14 protein-coding genes are annotated in these 14,264 nt (G+C 65.6%); 9 read left to right on the plus strand and 5 right to left on the minus strand.

From position 1 onward, the window contains the following. The 3 genes from AB6804_RS27085 to prpF all read left to right on the plus strand — a co-directional run. Positions 1 to 132: citrate/2-methylcitrate synthase (locus AB6804_RS27085; RefSeq protein WP_370889107.1), on the plus strand; the 132-nt coding region annotated here is incomplete at its 5' end. Positions 133 to 185: 53 nt separating this feature from the next. Continuing rightward, a complete protein-coding gene (acnD, locus tag AB6804_RS27090) occupies positions 186 to 2,783 on the plus strand; it encodes a Fe/S-dependent 2-methylisocitrate dehydratase AcnD (RefSeq protein WP_370889070.1) in 2,598 nt (865 codons plus the stop codon). 40 nt (positions 2,784 to 2,823) lie between these two features. Further along, positions 2,824 to 4,005, plus strand: a complete 1,182-nt coding sequence (prpF, locus tag AB6804_RS27095; RefSeq protein ID WP_370889071.1) for a 2-methylaconitate cis-trans isomerase PrpF — start codon at positions 2,824 to 2,826, stop codon at positions 4,003 to 4,005. Between the two features lie 42 nt (positions 4,006 to 4,047). On the opposite strand, the gene AB6804_RS27100 is transcribed toward prpF, so the two are convergent. Next, positions 4,048 to 5,142, minus strand: a complete 1,095-nt coding sequence (locus tag AB6804_RS27100; protein WP_370889072.1) for a sugar-transfer associated ATP-grasp domain-containing protein — start codon at positions 5,140 to 5,142, stop codon at positions 4,048 to 4,050. Positions 5,143 to 5,480: 338 nt separating this feature from the next. Between AB6804_RS27100 and AB6804_RS27105 the strand changes: the two genes are divergently transcribed. Together AB6804_RS27105 and AB6804_RS27110 are read left to right on the plus strand one after the other, a co-directional pair. After that, positions 5,481 to 5,711: a hypothetical protein gene (locus AB6804_RS27105; protein WP_370889073.1), complete on the plus strand. Its 231-nt coding sequence runs from the start codon at positions 5,481 to 5,483 to the stop codon at positions 5,709 to 5,711. A 93-nt stretch (positions 5,712 to 5,804) separates the two neighbouring features. Continuing rightward, on the plus strand, positions 5,805 to 6,236 hold the full coding sequence (locus AB6804_RS27110; protein WP_035969866.1) for a PRC-barrel domain-containing protein: 432 nt from the start codon (positions 5,805 to 5,807) through the stop codon (positions 6,234 to 6,236). Between the two features lie 36 nt (positions 6,237 to 6,272). On the opposite strand, the gene AB6804_RS27115 is transcribed toward AB6804_RS27110, so the two are convergent. After that, positions 6,273 to 7,184, minus strand: a complete 912-nt coding sequence (locus tag AB6804_RS27115) for a LysR substrate-binding domain-containing protein (RefSeq protein WP_370889074.1) — start codon at positions 7,182 to 7,184, stop codon at positions 6,273 to 6,275. Positions 7,185 to 7,284: 100 nt separating this feature from the next. On the opposite strand from AB6804_RS27115, the gene AB6804_RS27120 reads away from it, so the two are divergent. Genes AB6804_RS27120 through AB6804_RS27135 form a run of 4 tightly spaced genes read left to right on the plus strand, consistent with a single transcriptional unit; the run spans position 7,285 to position 10,998 of the window. Beyond that, the gene (locus tag AB6804_RS27120) at positions 7,285 to 8,430 is read left to right on the plus strand and encodes an NAD(P)/FAD-dependent oxidoreductase (protein ID WP_370889075.1); all 1,146 of its coding nucleotides are present in this window, start codon (positions 7,285 to 7,287) and stop codon (positions 8,428 to 8,430) included. Further along, a complete protein-coding gene (locus AB6804_RS27125) occupies positions 8,414 to 8,716 on the plus strand; it encodes a (2Fe-2S)-binding protein (RefSeq protein WP_370889076.1) in 303 nt (100 codons plus the stop codon). The genes AB6804_RS27120 and AB6804_RS27125 overlap by 17 nt, the downstream gene beginning before the upstream one ends. Beyond that, on the plus strand, positions 8,713 to 10,158 hold the full coding sequence (locus AB6804_RS27130) for an FAD-dependent oxidoreductase (RefSeq protein WP_370889077.1): 1,446 nt from the start codon (positions 8,713 to 8,715) through the stop codon (positions 10,156 to 10,158). The genes AB6804_RS27125 and AB6804_RS27130 overlap by 4 nt, the downstream gene beginning before the upstream one ends. A 45-nt stretch (positions 10,159 to 10,203) precedes the next feature. Then, positions 10,204 to 10,998, plus strand: a complete 795-nt coding sequence (locus AB6804_RS27135) for an ABC transporter substrate-binding protein (protein WP_370889078.1) — start codon at positions 10,204 to 10,206, stop codon at positions 10,996 to 10,998. Between the two features lie 70 nt (positions 10,999 to 11,068). On the opposite strand, the gene AB6804_RS27140 is transcribed toward AB6804_RS27135, so the two are convergent. From AB6804_RS27140 to AB6804_RS27150, 3 genes are all read right to left on the minus strand, one after another. Then, positions 11,069 to 12,508 (minus strand): MFS transporter, encoded by a 1,440-nt coding sequence (locus AB6804_RS27140; RefSeq protein ID WP_370889079.1) that lies wholly within the window; start codon positions 12,506 to 12,508, stop codon positions 11,069 to 11,071. Positions 12,509 to 12,587: 79 nt separating this feature from the next. Continuing rightward, positions 12,588 to 13,112, minus strand: a complete 525-nt coding sequence (locus AB6804_RS27145; protein WP_370889080.1) for a gamma carbonic anhydrase family protein — start codon at positions 13,110 to 13,112, stop codon at positions 12,588 to 12,590. Further along, positions 13,109 to 14,260 carry a CaiB/BaiF CoA transferase family protein gene (locus AB6804_RS27150; protein WP_370889081.1) on the minus strand — a complete coding sequence of 384 codons (1,152 nt, stop codon included), beginning with the start codon at positions 14,258 to 14,260 and terminating at the stop codon, positions 13,109 to 13,111. The genes AB6804_RS27145 and AB6804_RS27150 overlap by 4 nt, the downstream gene beginning before the upstream one ends. Positions 14,261 to 14,264: the final 4 nt, after the last annotated feature.

Here is a 14,264-nt window from a genome sequence, read left to right on the forward strand (position 1 = left end):
GTCATTTCGCGCACGTCGGGCTGGAGCGCGCACATCATCGAGCAGCGCATCGACAACAAGATCATCCGCCCGAGCGCCAATTACACGGGGCCGGACGACCTCGGGTTCGTGCCGCTGGCGCAGCGCGTCTGACATCCGTTATGCTCGCTGCCGCAACCCTCGAATCCATTCCGGGCCTTTGGGCTATGAACACCGAATACCGCAAACCCCTGCCCGGCACGCGCCTCGATTACTTCGACGCACGCGCCGCCGTCGACGCAATCCGCCCCGGCGCCTACGACACGCTGCCCTACACCGCCCGCGTCCTCGCCGAAAACCTCGTGCGCCGCTGTGCGCCGGAGACGCTCGCCGCATCGCTCGGCCAGCTCATCGAACGCAAGCGCGAACTGGACTTTCCGTGGTTCCCGGCGCGCGTCGTGTGCCATGACATCCTCGGCCAGACGGCGCTCGTCGATCTCGCCGGGCTGCGCGACGCCATCGCGGCGCAGGGCGGCGATCCGTCGCTCGTCAATCCGGTCGTGCCGACGCAACTCGTCGTCGATCATTCGCTCGCCGTCGAATGCGGCGGCTTCGATCCCGATGCGTTCGCGAAGAACCGCGCGATCGAAGACCGGCGCAACGTCGACCGCTTCGACTTCATCGAGTGGACGAAGAAGGCGTTCGAGAACGTGGACGTGATTCCGCCCGGTAACGGCATCCTGCACCAGATCAACCTGGAACGCATGAGCCCGGTCGTGCAGGTGCAGGACGGCGTCGCGTTTCCGGACACGCTCGTCGGCACCGATTCGCATACGCCGATGGTCGATGCGCTCGGCGTCATCGCGATCGGCGTGGGCGGCCTCGAAGCCGAAAGCGTGATGCTGGGCCGCGCATCGTGGATGCGGCTGCCGGATATCGTCGGTGTCGAGCTGACGGGAAAGCCGGGGCCGGGCATCACGGCGACCGATGTCGTGCTGTCGCTGACCGAGTTCCTGCGCAAGCAGAAAGTGGTCGGCGCGTATCTGGAGTTCTACGGCGCGGGCGCGGCAAGCCTGACGCTCGGCGATCGCGCGACCATCGCGAACATGGCGCCCGAGTTCGGCGCAACCGCCGCGATGTTCTACATCGACGATCAGACCATCAAGTACCTGAAACTCACGGGCCGCGACGATGCGCTCGTCGCGCTGGTCGAAACCTACGCAAAGCAAGCGGGCCTCTGGGCCGACAGCCTGCAGCGCGCGGAATATGAACGCGTGCTCACGTTCGATCTGTCGTCCGTGGTGCGGACGCTGGCGGGGCCGTCGAATCCGCATCGGCGGCTGCCGGTGTCGGAGCTGGCGGCGCGCGGCATCAGCGGCACGGTCGAGAACGACGAAGGCAGGATGCCCGATGGCGCGGTGATCATCGCCGCGATCACGAGCTGCACCAACACCAACAATCCGCGCAACATGATCGCGGCCGGCCTGCTCGCCCGCAACGCGAACCGCGCCGGCCTCGCGCGCAAGCCGTGGGCGAAGACCTCGCTCGCGCCGGGATCGAAGGCGGTCACGCTGTATCTGCAGGAAGCCGGGCTGCTACCCGAACTCGAGAAACTCGGCTTCGGCGTGGTGGCGTACGCGTGCACGTCGTGCAACGGCATGTCCGGCGCGCTCGATCCGGCGATCCAGCAGGAAGTCGTCGAACGCGATCTGTACGCCACCGCCGTGCTGTCCGGCAACCGCAACTTCGATGGCCGCATCCATCCCTATGCGAAGCAGGCGTTCCTCGCATCGCCGCCGCTCGTCGTGGCCTATGCGATCGCCGGGACCATCCGCTTCGACATCGAAAAGGACGTGCTCGGTCACGATGCCGACGGCCGCCCGGTGCGGCTTGCGGATATCTGGCCGACCGACGAGGAAATCGATGCAATCGTCGCGTCGAGCGTGAAGCCCGAGCAGTTCCGCAAGGTCTATGAGCCGATGTTCGCGCTCGCCCCCGACGCCGGCGAGCAGGCGTCCCCGCTCTACGACTGGCGCCCGCAAAGCAGCTATATCCGCCGTCCGCCGTACTGGGAAGGCGCGCTCGCCGGTGAGCGCACGCTCCGCGGCATGCGCGCGCTCGCCGTGCTCGGCGACAACATCACGACGGACCATCTCTCGCCGTCCAATGCGATTCTCGCGGACAGCGCGGCCGGCGAGTATCTCGCCCGCATGGGATTGCCGGAAGAGGACTTCAACTCCTATGCGACGCATCGGGGCGATCACCTGACCGCGCAGCGCGCGACCTTCGCGAACCCGACGCTCAAGAACGAGATGGTGATGGACAACGGCCAGATCGTGCAGGGCTCGCTCGCGCGCATCGAACCCGAGGGCAAGATCACGCGCATGTGGGAAGCCATCGAAACCTACATGGAACGCAAGCAGCCGCTGATCGTGATTGCGGGCGCGGACTACGGCCAGGGTTCATCGCGCGACTGGGCCGCGAAGGGCGTGCGCCTCGCGGGAACGGAGGCGATCGTCGCGGAAGGCTTCGAGCGCATTCACCGGACGAACCTCATCGGCATGGGCGTGCTGCCGCTCGAGTTCAAGGCGGGCGTCAATCGGCTGACGCTCGGCATCGACGGCACCGAAACGTTCGACGTCATCGGCGAGCGCAAGCCGCGCGCGGACCTGACGCTCGTGATTCATCGCCGCAGCGGCGAACGCGTCGACGTGCCGGTCACATGCCGGCTCGATACCGCCGAAGAAGTCTCGATCTACGAAGCGGGCGGCGTGCTGCAACGCTTCGCGCAGGACTTCCTCGAATCGTCGCAGGCGACGGCGTAAGCGCGCTTTACTCGACCAAGCACCGGATCAAAGAATCGACATGACTCACGCACCGCAGATCAGGATTCCCGCCACCTACATGCGCGGCGGCACGAGCAAAGGCGTGTTCTTCCGTCTGGAAGACCTGCCCGAAGCCGCGCGTGTGCCCGGCCCCGCACGCGACGCGCTGCTGATGCGCGTCATCGGCAGCCCCGATCCGTACGGCAAGCAGATCGACGGCATGGGCGGCGCGACGTCCAGCACCAGCAAGACGGTGATCGTCGCGAAGAGCAGCCGGCCGGACCATGATGTCGATTACCTGTTCGGTCAGGTGGCCATCGACAAGCCCTTCGTCGACTGGAGCGGCAACTGCGGCAATCTTTCCGCCGCCGTGGGGCCGTTCGCGATCGCGAGCGGCCTGATCGATGCGAGCCGCGTGCCGGATAACGGCGTGGCCGTCGTGCGAATCTGGCAGGCGAACATCGGCAAGACGATCATCGCGCATGTCCCGATGACGAACGGGGCGGTGCAGGAAACGGGCGGTTTCGAACTCGACGGCGTGACCTTCCCCGCCGCCGAAGTGCAGCTCGAATTCATGGACCCCGCTGCCGAGGAAGACGGCGCAGGCGGCGCGATGTTCCCGACCGGCAATCTGATCGACGCGCTCGACGTGCCGGGCATCGGCACCCTGACGGCGACGATGATCAACGCGGGCATTCCGACCATTTTCGTGAACGCGGAAGAAATCGGCTACACGGGCGCCGAGTTGCAGGACGCGATCAACACCAACCCCGCCGCGCTCGCGATGCTCGAAACGATTCGCGCGCACGGCGCGGTCCGCATGGGCCTCATCGGACATATCGACGAAATCGCGAGCCGGCAGCATACGCCGAAGATCGCGTTCGTCGCGAAGCCCGCGAGTTATGTCGCCTCCAGCGGCAAGCGGGTGGCCGCCGAAGACATCGACTTGCTGGTGCGGGCGGTGTCGATGAGCAAGCTGCATCACGCGATGATGGGAACCGCCGCGGTGGCGATCGGCGCGGCGGCGGCGATTTCCGGCACGCTGGTCAATCAGGCCGCCGGCGGCGGCGTCCGTGAGGTCGTGCGATTCGGACACCCTTCGGGCACGTTGCGCGTCGGTGCGCAGGCGAGCGAAGCCGACGGCAAGTGGACCGTCACGAAGGCGATCATGAGCCGCAGCGCGCGCATATTGATGGAGGGCTGGGTGCGCGTGCCGCAGTGAGCGGTGGCGCGCTTGGTTAACCGGCTCGGTTAACGCGCTTAGTCATCGCGCCTGGACCAGCGTCCCGCCCGAGGCCCGGCGCAAAGACCCGAGTGCTTCCCATCCCAGATCGGAGAAGCACGGGCCTTGCGTGGCTTCGCCGAACTTGACGTCGTTGTGTTCGGCGTTCCATTCGAGCACCACGACTTGCCCGTTCGCATCCACGGTGACGTCCCAGCCGATGCAGCGCGCAAACGGCACTTTCGCATGCAGCTCGATGACCTTGCCGACGCACTCCGCAAACGCGGGCAGCGTCAGGCCGCTGAACGCGACCTTCGAATCGGGGTGCGCGTCGACATCGGTCCAGTCATTCAGATAGCCCCTGCTCGACAGGCGGCCGCTTCTCAGATCGACCGCGACGCAGACTTCGCTGTCGGGGCGGATATAGGTGTCCGTTGCTCGTCCGAGCCGCAAGAAACAGGCGCGCAACGAGATGCGACCCGCATCGTCGACGACGGTCGTCAGACGCACCGTGGCGACCGCCTTCGATGCAAACTGATCGAACCACTTATGCTGCACGATGAACCGCTGCAGCACGCCGTTGCCGAGCGACTTGATCTGCGCGACGCGGAAGTCCTTGCGATCCAGCAGAAAGACGCCCCTGCCCTGCGATGACTGATCGAGCTTGAACGCGACACGCTCGCTCGTGCTGAACACCAGGTCCGCGACCTCGGACTCGGGAATCGCGATGTGATCGGACGAAAAGAACATACCGTTCACGTAGTACGCGATATCCGGGAACACGTCGTCGCGAAAGAGCAGCCGGGAGACCGGCTTCAGATGCGACATCTGTCCGTAGAGGCCCTTCAGCTTCGGCACGACTACCCAGCCGTAATAGTTGTCCGGAATCCAGCCTTCCCGGAAGGTGCCGGTGAACGCGGTATAGGCCTGCAGCCACGGTGCATAGCACGCGTCGCCGAAGACATCGCGTGCGTAGGCATCGGCGAGCGCCAGTTGAGCGGGGTCCGTCCTTCCATGCCGGCTTTCTATCGCCCGCCGAATGCTTCGCGCCTCGACGCCATGCCGCCAATGAAACCTTCGACATGCAAGGTTTCGCCATGATCCTTTGACAAGCGTCTCGACATGCTTCGGTGACATAGAACGATTGATCCGTTTCTGGGACGTGCGACAGGTTAACCAGTGCGACCTGATGGGACGCTTAATGAAGCGCAGATTGGCGGAAAAGCGCTGTCGATTGACGCGGCGTTGACCCTTGCCGCCTGCACGTCTGCAAATGCACGGCCTCTTATTACGAACGAGTCAGTCATTCTTAAGCTGATCGTAAGCAATCCTTCATCTGCCGGACGTGCTCAAACTGTGCGCGGTATCGTGAGAGGAAAGACGGGATCGCACCTTGCTAGGCCTGCCGTCTGCACGCGGGGCTCTGCCACCATGCCCGGAGAGTCCGCTGCTCACCTTAATTCGGAGAGGACACGATGAAGACTGCAACGAAGTACCTCATAACGACCGCTCTCGCGCTGGGCTTGTCCACGGTTGCGCTCGCACAGGGCAATGCAGGCGGAACGCCCGGCGGCAACGGCGCCGGCCGCGGCGGCGTGGGTATCGGCACGCCCAACGGCAATGGCGAAACCGGCACGCCGTCCGGCCCGACCGGCAAGCATTCGGCGCCGCCCAAGCGCCACCATAAGGCGAAGAAGACGAGCTGAGGCAAGCGCATCGGACAAGCCGGAAGGAGCATGTCGCGGCCCGGGTCCGGGATTTGCGGCATGCGCCCGCTCTAACAACCACGAGACCTCGATATGAAACTCTTGCAGCGCCTCACCCTCGCGACCGTCATTGGAACCATCAGCCTGGGTGCTCATGCACAGGTGGCCGGCACGCAACCGCTCAGCGTTACCGTGCAGCAATCACAAGCGCTACTGGAAGGATGGAGCACCAAGAAAAGCATCCTCGGCAAGTCGGTCTATAACGACAAGAATGAGAAGATCGGCTCGATCATGGATCTGGTGATTTCTCCCGACGCCACGGTGTCAGCCGCGATCATCTCCACCGGCGGATTCCTCGGCGTGGCCACGCACGACGTTGCAGTGCCGATCGCTTCGCTGGAGCTTCGCAACGGTAACTTCTATCTGCCGGGCGCAACGAAGGATGCGCTCAAGAACACGCCGCAGTTCGAGTACAACAAGGTGAAGGCGCCGCCGAAGCCGAAGAAGCTGAAAGAAGGCCAATAACGTATCGAGCGGATCGATAATGGGCGCAGCCTTTCTTCATCGGTCCGCTTTCACCACCCTCTCGAACGCCTCCCTGACGTCCACGCAAAACGCTTCAGCCACGACGGGCATCGGCTGGGCGGCATTGGTCACGATGTAGAAGTGATCAGGCACCTCGGGCGTGAAGCGCCTCACCGCGACGCGTTCCCGTGCATATGCGGCAGTGACCGGATCGATCAACGCGACGCCCGCGCCGTTCGCGACCAGCGCGACGATTGCCTGCGATAGTTGCGCTTCGATCACGAGATCGCGCGAAACGCCCGCCTCGACGAACACGCGATCGATGGCGCTGCGCGCATCGAAGCTCTGCGGAAACGAGATGAAGCGCTCGCCGCGTAAATCGGCCGCACGCAGCGACGCGCGCCGTGCAAGACGATGCTTGCGCGGCACGATGCATCGCATTACCGCATTCGAAAGCCGCTCGCTTTTCACTGCTGGATGCGGGATTGGTTCGGCGATCAGCCCGACATCGCACTGGCCGGACGCCACCTTCTCTACGACCGTGGTCGCGCTATGCGCAAGCAGGCTGACGTCGATGCCCGCATGACGCTCGGCAAAACGTGCAATCACCGCCGGCAGCAGATCGAGCGCGACCGCAGGCGATCCCGCCACGCGCAACGAGCCGCGCCGCATCGCGCGAATCTGCTGCGCCGCGAGCGTGATGCGGTCCATGCCGACGAACGCGCGCTCGACTTCCTCGAACAGCACGCGCGCCTCGGCGGTCGGCACCAGCCGGCCCTGCTGCCGCTCGAACAGCACGAAACCGACGCGGCTCTCCAGATCGGCGAGAAGGCGGCTCACGGCGGGCTGCGAAACATGCAGCGATTCGGCGGCGCTCGTCACCGTACGGCGCAGCATGACCGCGCGAAAGGCTTCGATCTGGCGAATCTTGAGTCCTGTCGTATCCATAACATTGGATTATAGGCGACGCATGAACCGGCATTTGACGCCGATTTTCGTCGCGTTCAAAGTGCCACCGGATACATGACTCAGGCAGGAAAAGCATTCGATGCAGGAGAAACAGGCCCATAACAGCGCGCGCCACTACGACGTGATCGTCGCGGGCGGCGGGCTCGTCGGTATGGCGATCGGGTATGGGATCGCTCGCACGGGCAAGCGCGTCGCCGTATGCGACGGCGCGGACTCGGCGCATCGCGCGGCGCGCGGCAACTTCGGGCTCGTCTGGGTGCAGGGCAAGGGCAGCCGCTGCCTTCCTTACGCGCAGTGGTCGCGCGAATCGTCCGCGCGCTGGAGCGCGTTCGCGGCGCAATTGCAGCGGGAGACGGGCGTCGATGCGGGCTTCAAGCGGCCCGGCGGCATCGAACTGTGCGAGACCGCCGAACAACTCGATGCGGGGCATCGCTTGCTCGAATCGATCCACGCGCAGGATGCATCGCTCACTTACGAAGTGCTCGATATCAAGGCGCTGAAGGCGCGCGTGCCGACCGCCTCGGACGCCCTCGCCGGCGCGCTCTACTCGCCGCACGACGGCCATGCGAGTCCGCTTTACACGCTGCGCGCGATGCAGGAAGCGTTTCAGCTTCACGGCGGCGCGTATCTGCCGCGCAACGAAGTTCGTGAGATTCGTCCCCGCGCGGGCCGCTTCGAAGTCGACACGGCGAGCGGCACGCTCGAAGCGGAGCGCGTCGTGCTCGCCGCCGGTCTCGACAACGCGCGGCTCGCGCCGATGGTCGGCATGCACGCGCCGATCACGCCGCTGCGCGGTCAGATCATGGTGACCGAGCGGCTGCAACCGTTTCTCGACTATCCGACGCTCGTCGTTCGTCAGACGCGCGAAGGCTCGGTCCTGCTGGGCGATTCGGCGGAACCGGCCGGCTTCGACGATGGCCAGACGCGCGCCGTGATGGCCGATATCGCGCGGCGGGCACGCACCGCGTTTCCGCTGCTCGCGCATGCGCGCATCGTGCGGTCGTGGGGCGCGCTGCGCATCATGACGCCCGACGGCCTGCCGGTCTACGAAGAATCGTCCGCGCATCCCGGCGCGTTCCTCGCCATCTGTCATAGCGGCGTGACGCTCGCCGCCGCGCACGCGGACGTCATCGCGCCGTGGATCGCGGGCGGCGGCAAGCCCGCGATCCTTCATCCTTTCGTCGCCACACGCTTTTTGAATCAGACCGATGCCCACGCTCTTTGAACCCCTCGCCACCATGCCGGCGCGCACGGTCCGCATCGACATCGACGGTATTGAGCGGCACGTGCCGACGCATTACTCGATCGCCGCCGCGCTGCTGGAAAGCGGCGCGGCCTCGTGCCGCACGACGCCCGTGAGCGGCACGGCGCGCGGACCGTTCTGCATGATGGGCGTGTGCTTCGACTGCCTCGTCGAAGTTGATGGCGTGCCGAACGTGCAGGCCTGCATGACGCGCGTGCGCGACGGCATGCGGGTGCGCGCGATGAGCGGCAAAGCGAGGCTCGCATGACGCAGGTGAAGTGCGATCTGCTGATCGTCGGCGCGGGACCGGCGGGCATGTCGGCGGCGATCGAAGCGCGTGCGGCGGGCCTCGATGTCGTCGTCGCCGACGAAGGCCACGCGCCCGGCGGCCAGATCTATCGCGACGCGGCGCAATCGCCGCTCGCCGATGCGAACGTCCTCGGCGACGACTACCTCGCCGGACGCGCGCTCATCGAGCGATTCGCCGGCAGCGGTGCGAAGCATCTCGCTCGCTGCGTGGTCTGGCAGGTCGCGTTCGAAGACGGCCGCGTGATCGCGATGCTGACGCGCAAGCCCCGCGATGAACGAGGCGGCACGCTCGAAGTCACGGCACGGGCGGTGCTGATCGCGACCGGCGCGCAGGAACGTCCGTGGCCCGTGCAGGGATGGACGCTGCCGGGCGTGATGGGCATCGGCGCGGCGCAAACGCTGCTCAAGTCGTCGGGACTCGCGCCGTCGCAGGATGCGGTGCTGGCGGGCAGCGGGCCGCTGTTATGGCTTTTCGCATCGCAATTGCTGAAGGCGGGACGCCGTGTGCGCGCGATCGTCGATACCACGCCACCGCACGCGTGGCGCACCGCGTTGCCGCACGCATTGCCCGCGCTCGCCGGGGCCGACTATCTGCTCAAGGGCTTGCGCATGATGCGCGCGGTGAAGCAGGCCGGCACGCCGATTCATCGCGGCGCGAGCGCGTTTTCGATCGAAGGCGATGGCCGCGCCGAACGCGTGCGTTTCGTCGATGCAAGCGGCGCGCAGCACGTTATTCACACGTCGCTCGTGCTGCTGCATCAGGGCGTGATTCCATCGACACAACTGCCCCGCTCGCTCGGCTGCGAGCACGAGTGGGACGCGCCGTCCGCATGCTGGCGTCCCCGCACGGATGCGCGCCGGCGCTCCAGTGTCGAGCGTGTCTCGATTGCGGGCGATGGCGCTGGCATCGGCGGCGCCATCGCCGCGATGCACGCAGGCACGCTCGCGGCGCTCGACATTGCGCGCGAGCTCGGCGCGCTCGACGCCGCGACGCGCGATGCACGCAGCCGCCCCGCCCTGCGCGCGATGAAGCGCCATCTCGCCGTGCGCCCGCTGCTCGATGCGCTCTACACGCCGCCCGCCGCGCTGCGCCGTCCCGCCGACAGCGTGATCGTGTGCCGCTGCGAAGAAGTCAGCGCGGGCGAGATTCGCCGGATCGCGGCGCTCGGCTGTCAGGGACCGAATCAGATGAAGGCGTTTTCGCGCTGCGGCATGGGGCCGTGTCAGGGCCGATGGTGCGGCACGACGGTCGGCGAACTGATCGCACAAGTGCAGCATCGCCCGGTCGGCGATGTCGGCTATTACCGCATCCGCGCGCCGATCAAGCCCGTCACCATCGACGAGATCGCCGACTCCATCGCCCTCGACGACGACTTCACGCGCGGCGAATTCCCGAGCTGATTGCAAGAACCGCCCACTCTAACGAACGCTCACTATGGAGCCTGAATGAAGACCTCACGCACGAAGACGATGAAGACCGCCGCCGCACTCGCCCTGATGGCGGCGAGCACGATGGCGATGGCCAAGGAATGGAGCACGATCCGCGTCGGCGTCGATCCGACTTATCCGCCGTTCGAGTCGGTCACGAAAGACGGCGCCGTGCAGGGCTTCGACATCGACCTTGGCAACGCGCTGTGCGCGAAGCTGAAGGCGAAGTGCGTGTGGGTGCAGAGCAGCTTCGATGGCCTGATTCCCGGATTGCAGGCGCGCAAGTTCGACGTCATTCTTTCGTCGATGGCCGCCAACGAGAAGCGTCGTCAGCAGATCGACTTCACCGAGCGGCTGTATCGCAACCAGACGCGCTTGATCGCGAAGGAAAGCGCGCATCTGCTGCCCGAGGCGTCGAAGCTCGCGGGCAAGCGCGTGGCCGTCGAGCAAGGCACGGTGCAGGAAACGTATGCACGCGAGAAGTGGGCAGCATCGGGCGTGGACGTGGTCGCCTATCCGAGCTATGACCAGGCCTATGCGGACCTGACGGCGGGCCGTGTCGACGCCGTGCTGATGGACGCCGTGCAAGGCAAGCTCGGCTTTCTGGCGACGCCGGCGGGCAAGGGCTTCGCGTTCGCGGGCGATGTCGTCTATGACCCGAAGATCATGGGCGACGGCGATGCCGCCGGTGTGCGCAAATCAGACCCCGACCTTCGCGATGCGTTGAATGGCGCGATTGCGGACATCCTGCGCGATGGAACGTATCGCAAGATCGAGGCGAAGTACTTCGATTTCGACATGTACGGAAAGTAAGCGGTTCGCGGTCTTGCGATCCGGTGAGCCGGCTCGCAAGACCGCTTCCCGTTCCCGGCGGGTAGCCGGCCTAATGACACAGCTCTTCGAGACGCTTGCCGTTGGTGCGCGGTCCGAAGACGCCGATGGAAACCACGACCACCAGCATGCAGGCGGTAATGCCCGCGAACACGCCGACCACACCGAAATCCCGCAATAGCGCCGCGATGATGAAGCCCGACATCATCGCGCCGATGCGGCTTGCCGAGTACACCAGTCCATTGGCGCGGCATCGGATGGCAGTTGGAAAAAGCTCGGCCTGATACGCGTGATAGCACACGGAGATGGTCTGTCCCGCGAGGCTGATGAGCACGCCGAGCGCGATGAGCGCCGGCACCGACCGGGCCTGACCGAACGCGATGCCGCTCACGATCACCACGAGCGCGCCGCCGACGATCAGCCACTTGCGCTGAATGCGATCGGCGTACAGCATCGCGAGCATCGGCCCGACGGGTAGCGCGAACGCGATGATGAACGAATACAGCAAGCTCTTCGTGACCGTGATGCCCTGCCCGATCAGCAGCGTCGGCACCCAGTTCGCGAAGCCGTAATAGCCGATCGCCTGACAGAGATTGAACACGACGAGCATCACGAAGCGCGACCGGTACGGCGGTTGAAGCAACTCCGCGAACGACGCGCGCCGATGCACCGGCTGCTCGACCACCGGCAATGGCGGCGGCAATGGTCCCTTCGCTTGCCGGGCGACGATCGACTCGATGTCGCGCACAATCGCATCGGCCTTCTCGGGCTGTCCGTGCGAGGCGAGCCATCGCGGACTTTCGGGCACCGAGCGGCGGATGAACCACACGAGCACCGCACCCGCCGATCCCGCGAGCACCACGACGCGCCATCCGTCGATACCGAACACGGTCGTCGGCACGAGCCAGTACGACAGGATCGCGGCCACCGGCGCGGCGGCGAACATCACCATTTGATTGAAGGCCATCGCGCGGCCACGCATGTGCTGCGGCACGAGTTCGGTCACATAGCTGTCGATGGTGATGATTTCCACGCCCACCCCGATGCCCGTGATGAAGCGCCAGAGAATGACCGCTTCCGGCGTCGTCTGAACCGCCATGATCGCGGAGCCGATCGAGTACCACAGCAGGGAGACGGTGAACACGGCGCGGCGGCCGTATCGGTCCGGCAGCCAGCCGAAGCAGAACGTGCCGACGAACAGGCCCGCGAACGTCGCCGCAATGAATCCGGCAATGCCGGTGAAGCCGAAGAACGAATGAGTCGTCGTGGCGAGCAGGCCGCTCTTCGCCATGCCCGGCGCGATATAGCCCGTGAAAATCAGATCGTAGATTTCGAAGAAGCCGCCGAGCGAGATCAGCAGCACGAGCATCCAGAGATGCCGCGTGATCGGCAGGCGATCCATGCGCGCCGAGATTTCCGCGCCCGGCTGATTGCCGACGCGCACGTTGGGTGTGACGAGCGGGGGACTGCCCGCGGTGACGGTCTGCTGCATCTGTGTCTCCTGATCTTCATGATGCCGGCGGCTCGTCTTGCTGCAAGCCTGCCGGGACGCTTGACTGGAATCGTGCTGCTCAGGCGGTCTGGTCGAGCTCCCGCCGATACTTCTCCGCGCGCGCGGCATAGTCCGCCGCATTGGACGCAAGACCTGCGATCTGCGCATCCGTCAGTTCACGCACCGCTTTCGCGGGCGCACCGAGAATCAGCGAGCGGTCGGGAAACGTCTTCCCTTCGGTGACGACCGCGCCCGCGCCGACGAGACAGTGCTTGCCGATGACCGCGCCGTTCATCACGATCGCCTGAATGCCGATGAGCGATCCATCGCCGATGGTGCAGCCGTGCAACATCGCCTGATGCCCGATGCTGACGTTCGCGCCGATAACCATCGGATAGCCGGGGTCGGTGTGCAACACGGCGCCGTCCTGCACGTTGCTGCCCGCGCCGATTTCAATTGCTTCGTTATCCGCACGAATCACCGCGTTGAACCAGACGCTCGCGCGCTCATGCAGCGCCGCGTTGCCGATCACGACCGCCTGCGGCGCAACCCATGCCGATTCGGCCAGTTGCGGCTTGCCGTTGCTCAATCCGTAGCAGCTCATGCCGTCACCCGGCTCTTGATGCGCGACAGCACCTCTTGCGTGTGCTCGCCGACGCGCGCCAGCGCCTGACGCACGCCGGGACGGCGGCCGCCCATCGTGATCGGCAACAGGACGACATCGGTCGTATCGCCATCGTCGGTCTGCATCGGCGCGAGGCCGCCGCTCGCTTTCAGATGCGGATCGTCGAGCAACTGGTCGGGCCGCACGATCGGCGCATACGGAATGCCGGCCGCTTCGAGCTTCGGCGCAAGCTCGCCGACGTGTCGATCCTTCAGGATCGCGCCGAGACACGCGAGCAGTTCGGGCCGCACCGCGACGCGCATCGCGTTATTGGCGAAGCGCGGCTCGGCCGCGATGTCCGGACGCGCGAGCACATCGCACAGCGTGACGAACTGCTTGTCGCTGACCGCGCCGATGAACAACTGCTCGCCATCGGCCAGCGTGAACACGTCGTAGACGCTCCACGCGGAGACGCGTGCGGGCATCGGCGGCGGCGCTTCGCCGGTCATCGCGTATTGCTGCATGTGTTGCGCGGACAGGAACACGCAGTTCTCGAAAAGCGCGCTTTGCACTTCCTGGCCGCGTCCCGTGAAGTCGCGTTCGCGCAGCGCGGCAAGCACGCCGATGGCGCCGAACATGCCGCCCATGATGTCGTTCACCGATGTCCCCGCGCGCAGCGGCCGTCCGACGGGACCGGTCATGTACGAGAGGCCGCCCATCATCTGCACGACTTCGTCGAGCGCGAGGCGCTTTTCGTAAGGGCCGGGCAGAAAGCCCTTGTGCGATACATAGATGAGCGCGGGATAGCGCCGGCTGAGCGTGCCGTAATCGAGGCCGAGCTTCTCCATGAGACCGGGACGGAAATTTTCGAGCACCACATCGCAGGTGCCGATCAGTTCGGTCGCGGTTTCACGGCCCTCCGGCGTGTTGATGTCGATGACGACGCTCTTCTTGTTGCGATTGAACGACCGGAAGAAGCCGATGCCGAGCCCCGGCAGCGTGCGCGTCTTGTCGCCGCCGGGCGGTTCGATCTTGATCACTTCGGCGCCGAGATCGGCGAGGATCATGCCGCACGTCGGTCCCATGACCATGTGCGTGAATTCGACGACGCGCACGCCGTCGAGCGGAAGTCTTGCATTCGAAGTCATGTGG

It is taken from the genome of Caballeronia sp. RCC_10 (assembly GCF_041360715.1).
In the GTDB taxonomy this organism is placed as follows: Bacteria; Pseudomonadota; Gammaproteobacteria; order Burkholderiales; family Burkholderiaceae; genus Caballeronia; species Caballeronia grimmiae.

Excerpts from the sequence above, each read along its gene's own strand:
- acnD (WP_370889070.1), top strand. The coding sequence starts at position 186 with ATGAACACCGAATACCGCAAACCCCTGCCCGGCACGCGCCTCGATTAC.
- prpF (WP_370889071.1), top strand. The coding sequence starts at position 2,824 with ATGACTCACGCACCGCAGATCAGGATTCCCGCCACCTACATGCGCGGC.
- AB6804_RS27140 (WP_370889079.1), bottom strand. The coding sequence starts at position 12,508 with ATGCAGCAGACCGTCACCGCGGGCAGTCCCCCGCTCGTCACACCCAAC.
- AB6804_RS27150 (WP_370889081.1), bottom strand. The coding sequence starts at position 14,260 with ATGACTTCGAATGCAAGACTTCCGCTCGACGGCGTGCGCGTCGTCGAA.
- AB6804_RS27145 (WP_370889080.1), bottom strand. The coding sequence starts at position 13,112 with ATGAGCTGCTACGGATTGAGCAACGGCAAGCCGCAACTGGCCGAATCG.
- AB6804_RS27110 (WP_035969866.1), top strand. The coding sequence starts at position 5,805 with ATGAAACTCTTGCAGCGCCTCACCCTCGCGACCGTCATTGGAACCATC.
- AB6804_RS27115 (WP_370889074.1), bottom strand. The coding sequence starts at position 7,184 with ATGGATACGACAGGACTCAAGATTCGCCAGATCGAAGCCTTTCGCGCG.
- AB6804_RS27130 (WP_370889077.1), top strand. The coding sequence starts at position 8,713 with ATGACGCAGGTGAAGTGCGATCTGCTGATCGTCGGCGCGGGACCGGCG.
- AB6804_RS27105 (WP_370889073.1), top strand. The coding sequence starts at position 5,481 with ATGAAGACTGCAACGAAGTACCTCATAACGACCGCTCTCGCGCTGGGC.
- AB6804_RS27100 (WP_370889072.1), bottom strand. The coding sequence starts at position 5,142 with ATGTCACCGAAGCATGTCGAGACGCTTGTCAAAGGATCATGGCGAAAC.
- AB6804_RS27120 (WP_370889075.1), top strand. The coding sequence starts at position 7,285 with ATGCAGGAGAAACAGGCCCATAACAGCGCGCGCCACTACGACGTGATC.
- AB6804_RS27135 (WP_370889078.1), top strand. The coding sequence starts at position 10,204 with ATGAAGACCTCACGCACGAAGACGATGAAGACCGCCGCCGCACTCGCC.
- AB6804_RS27125 (WP_370889076.1), top strand. The coding sequence starts at position 8,414 with ATGCCCACGCTCTTTGAACCCCTCGCCACCATGCCGGCGCGCACGGTC.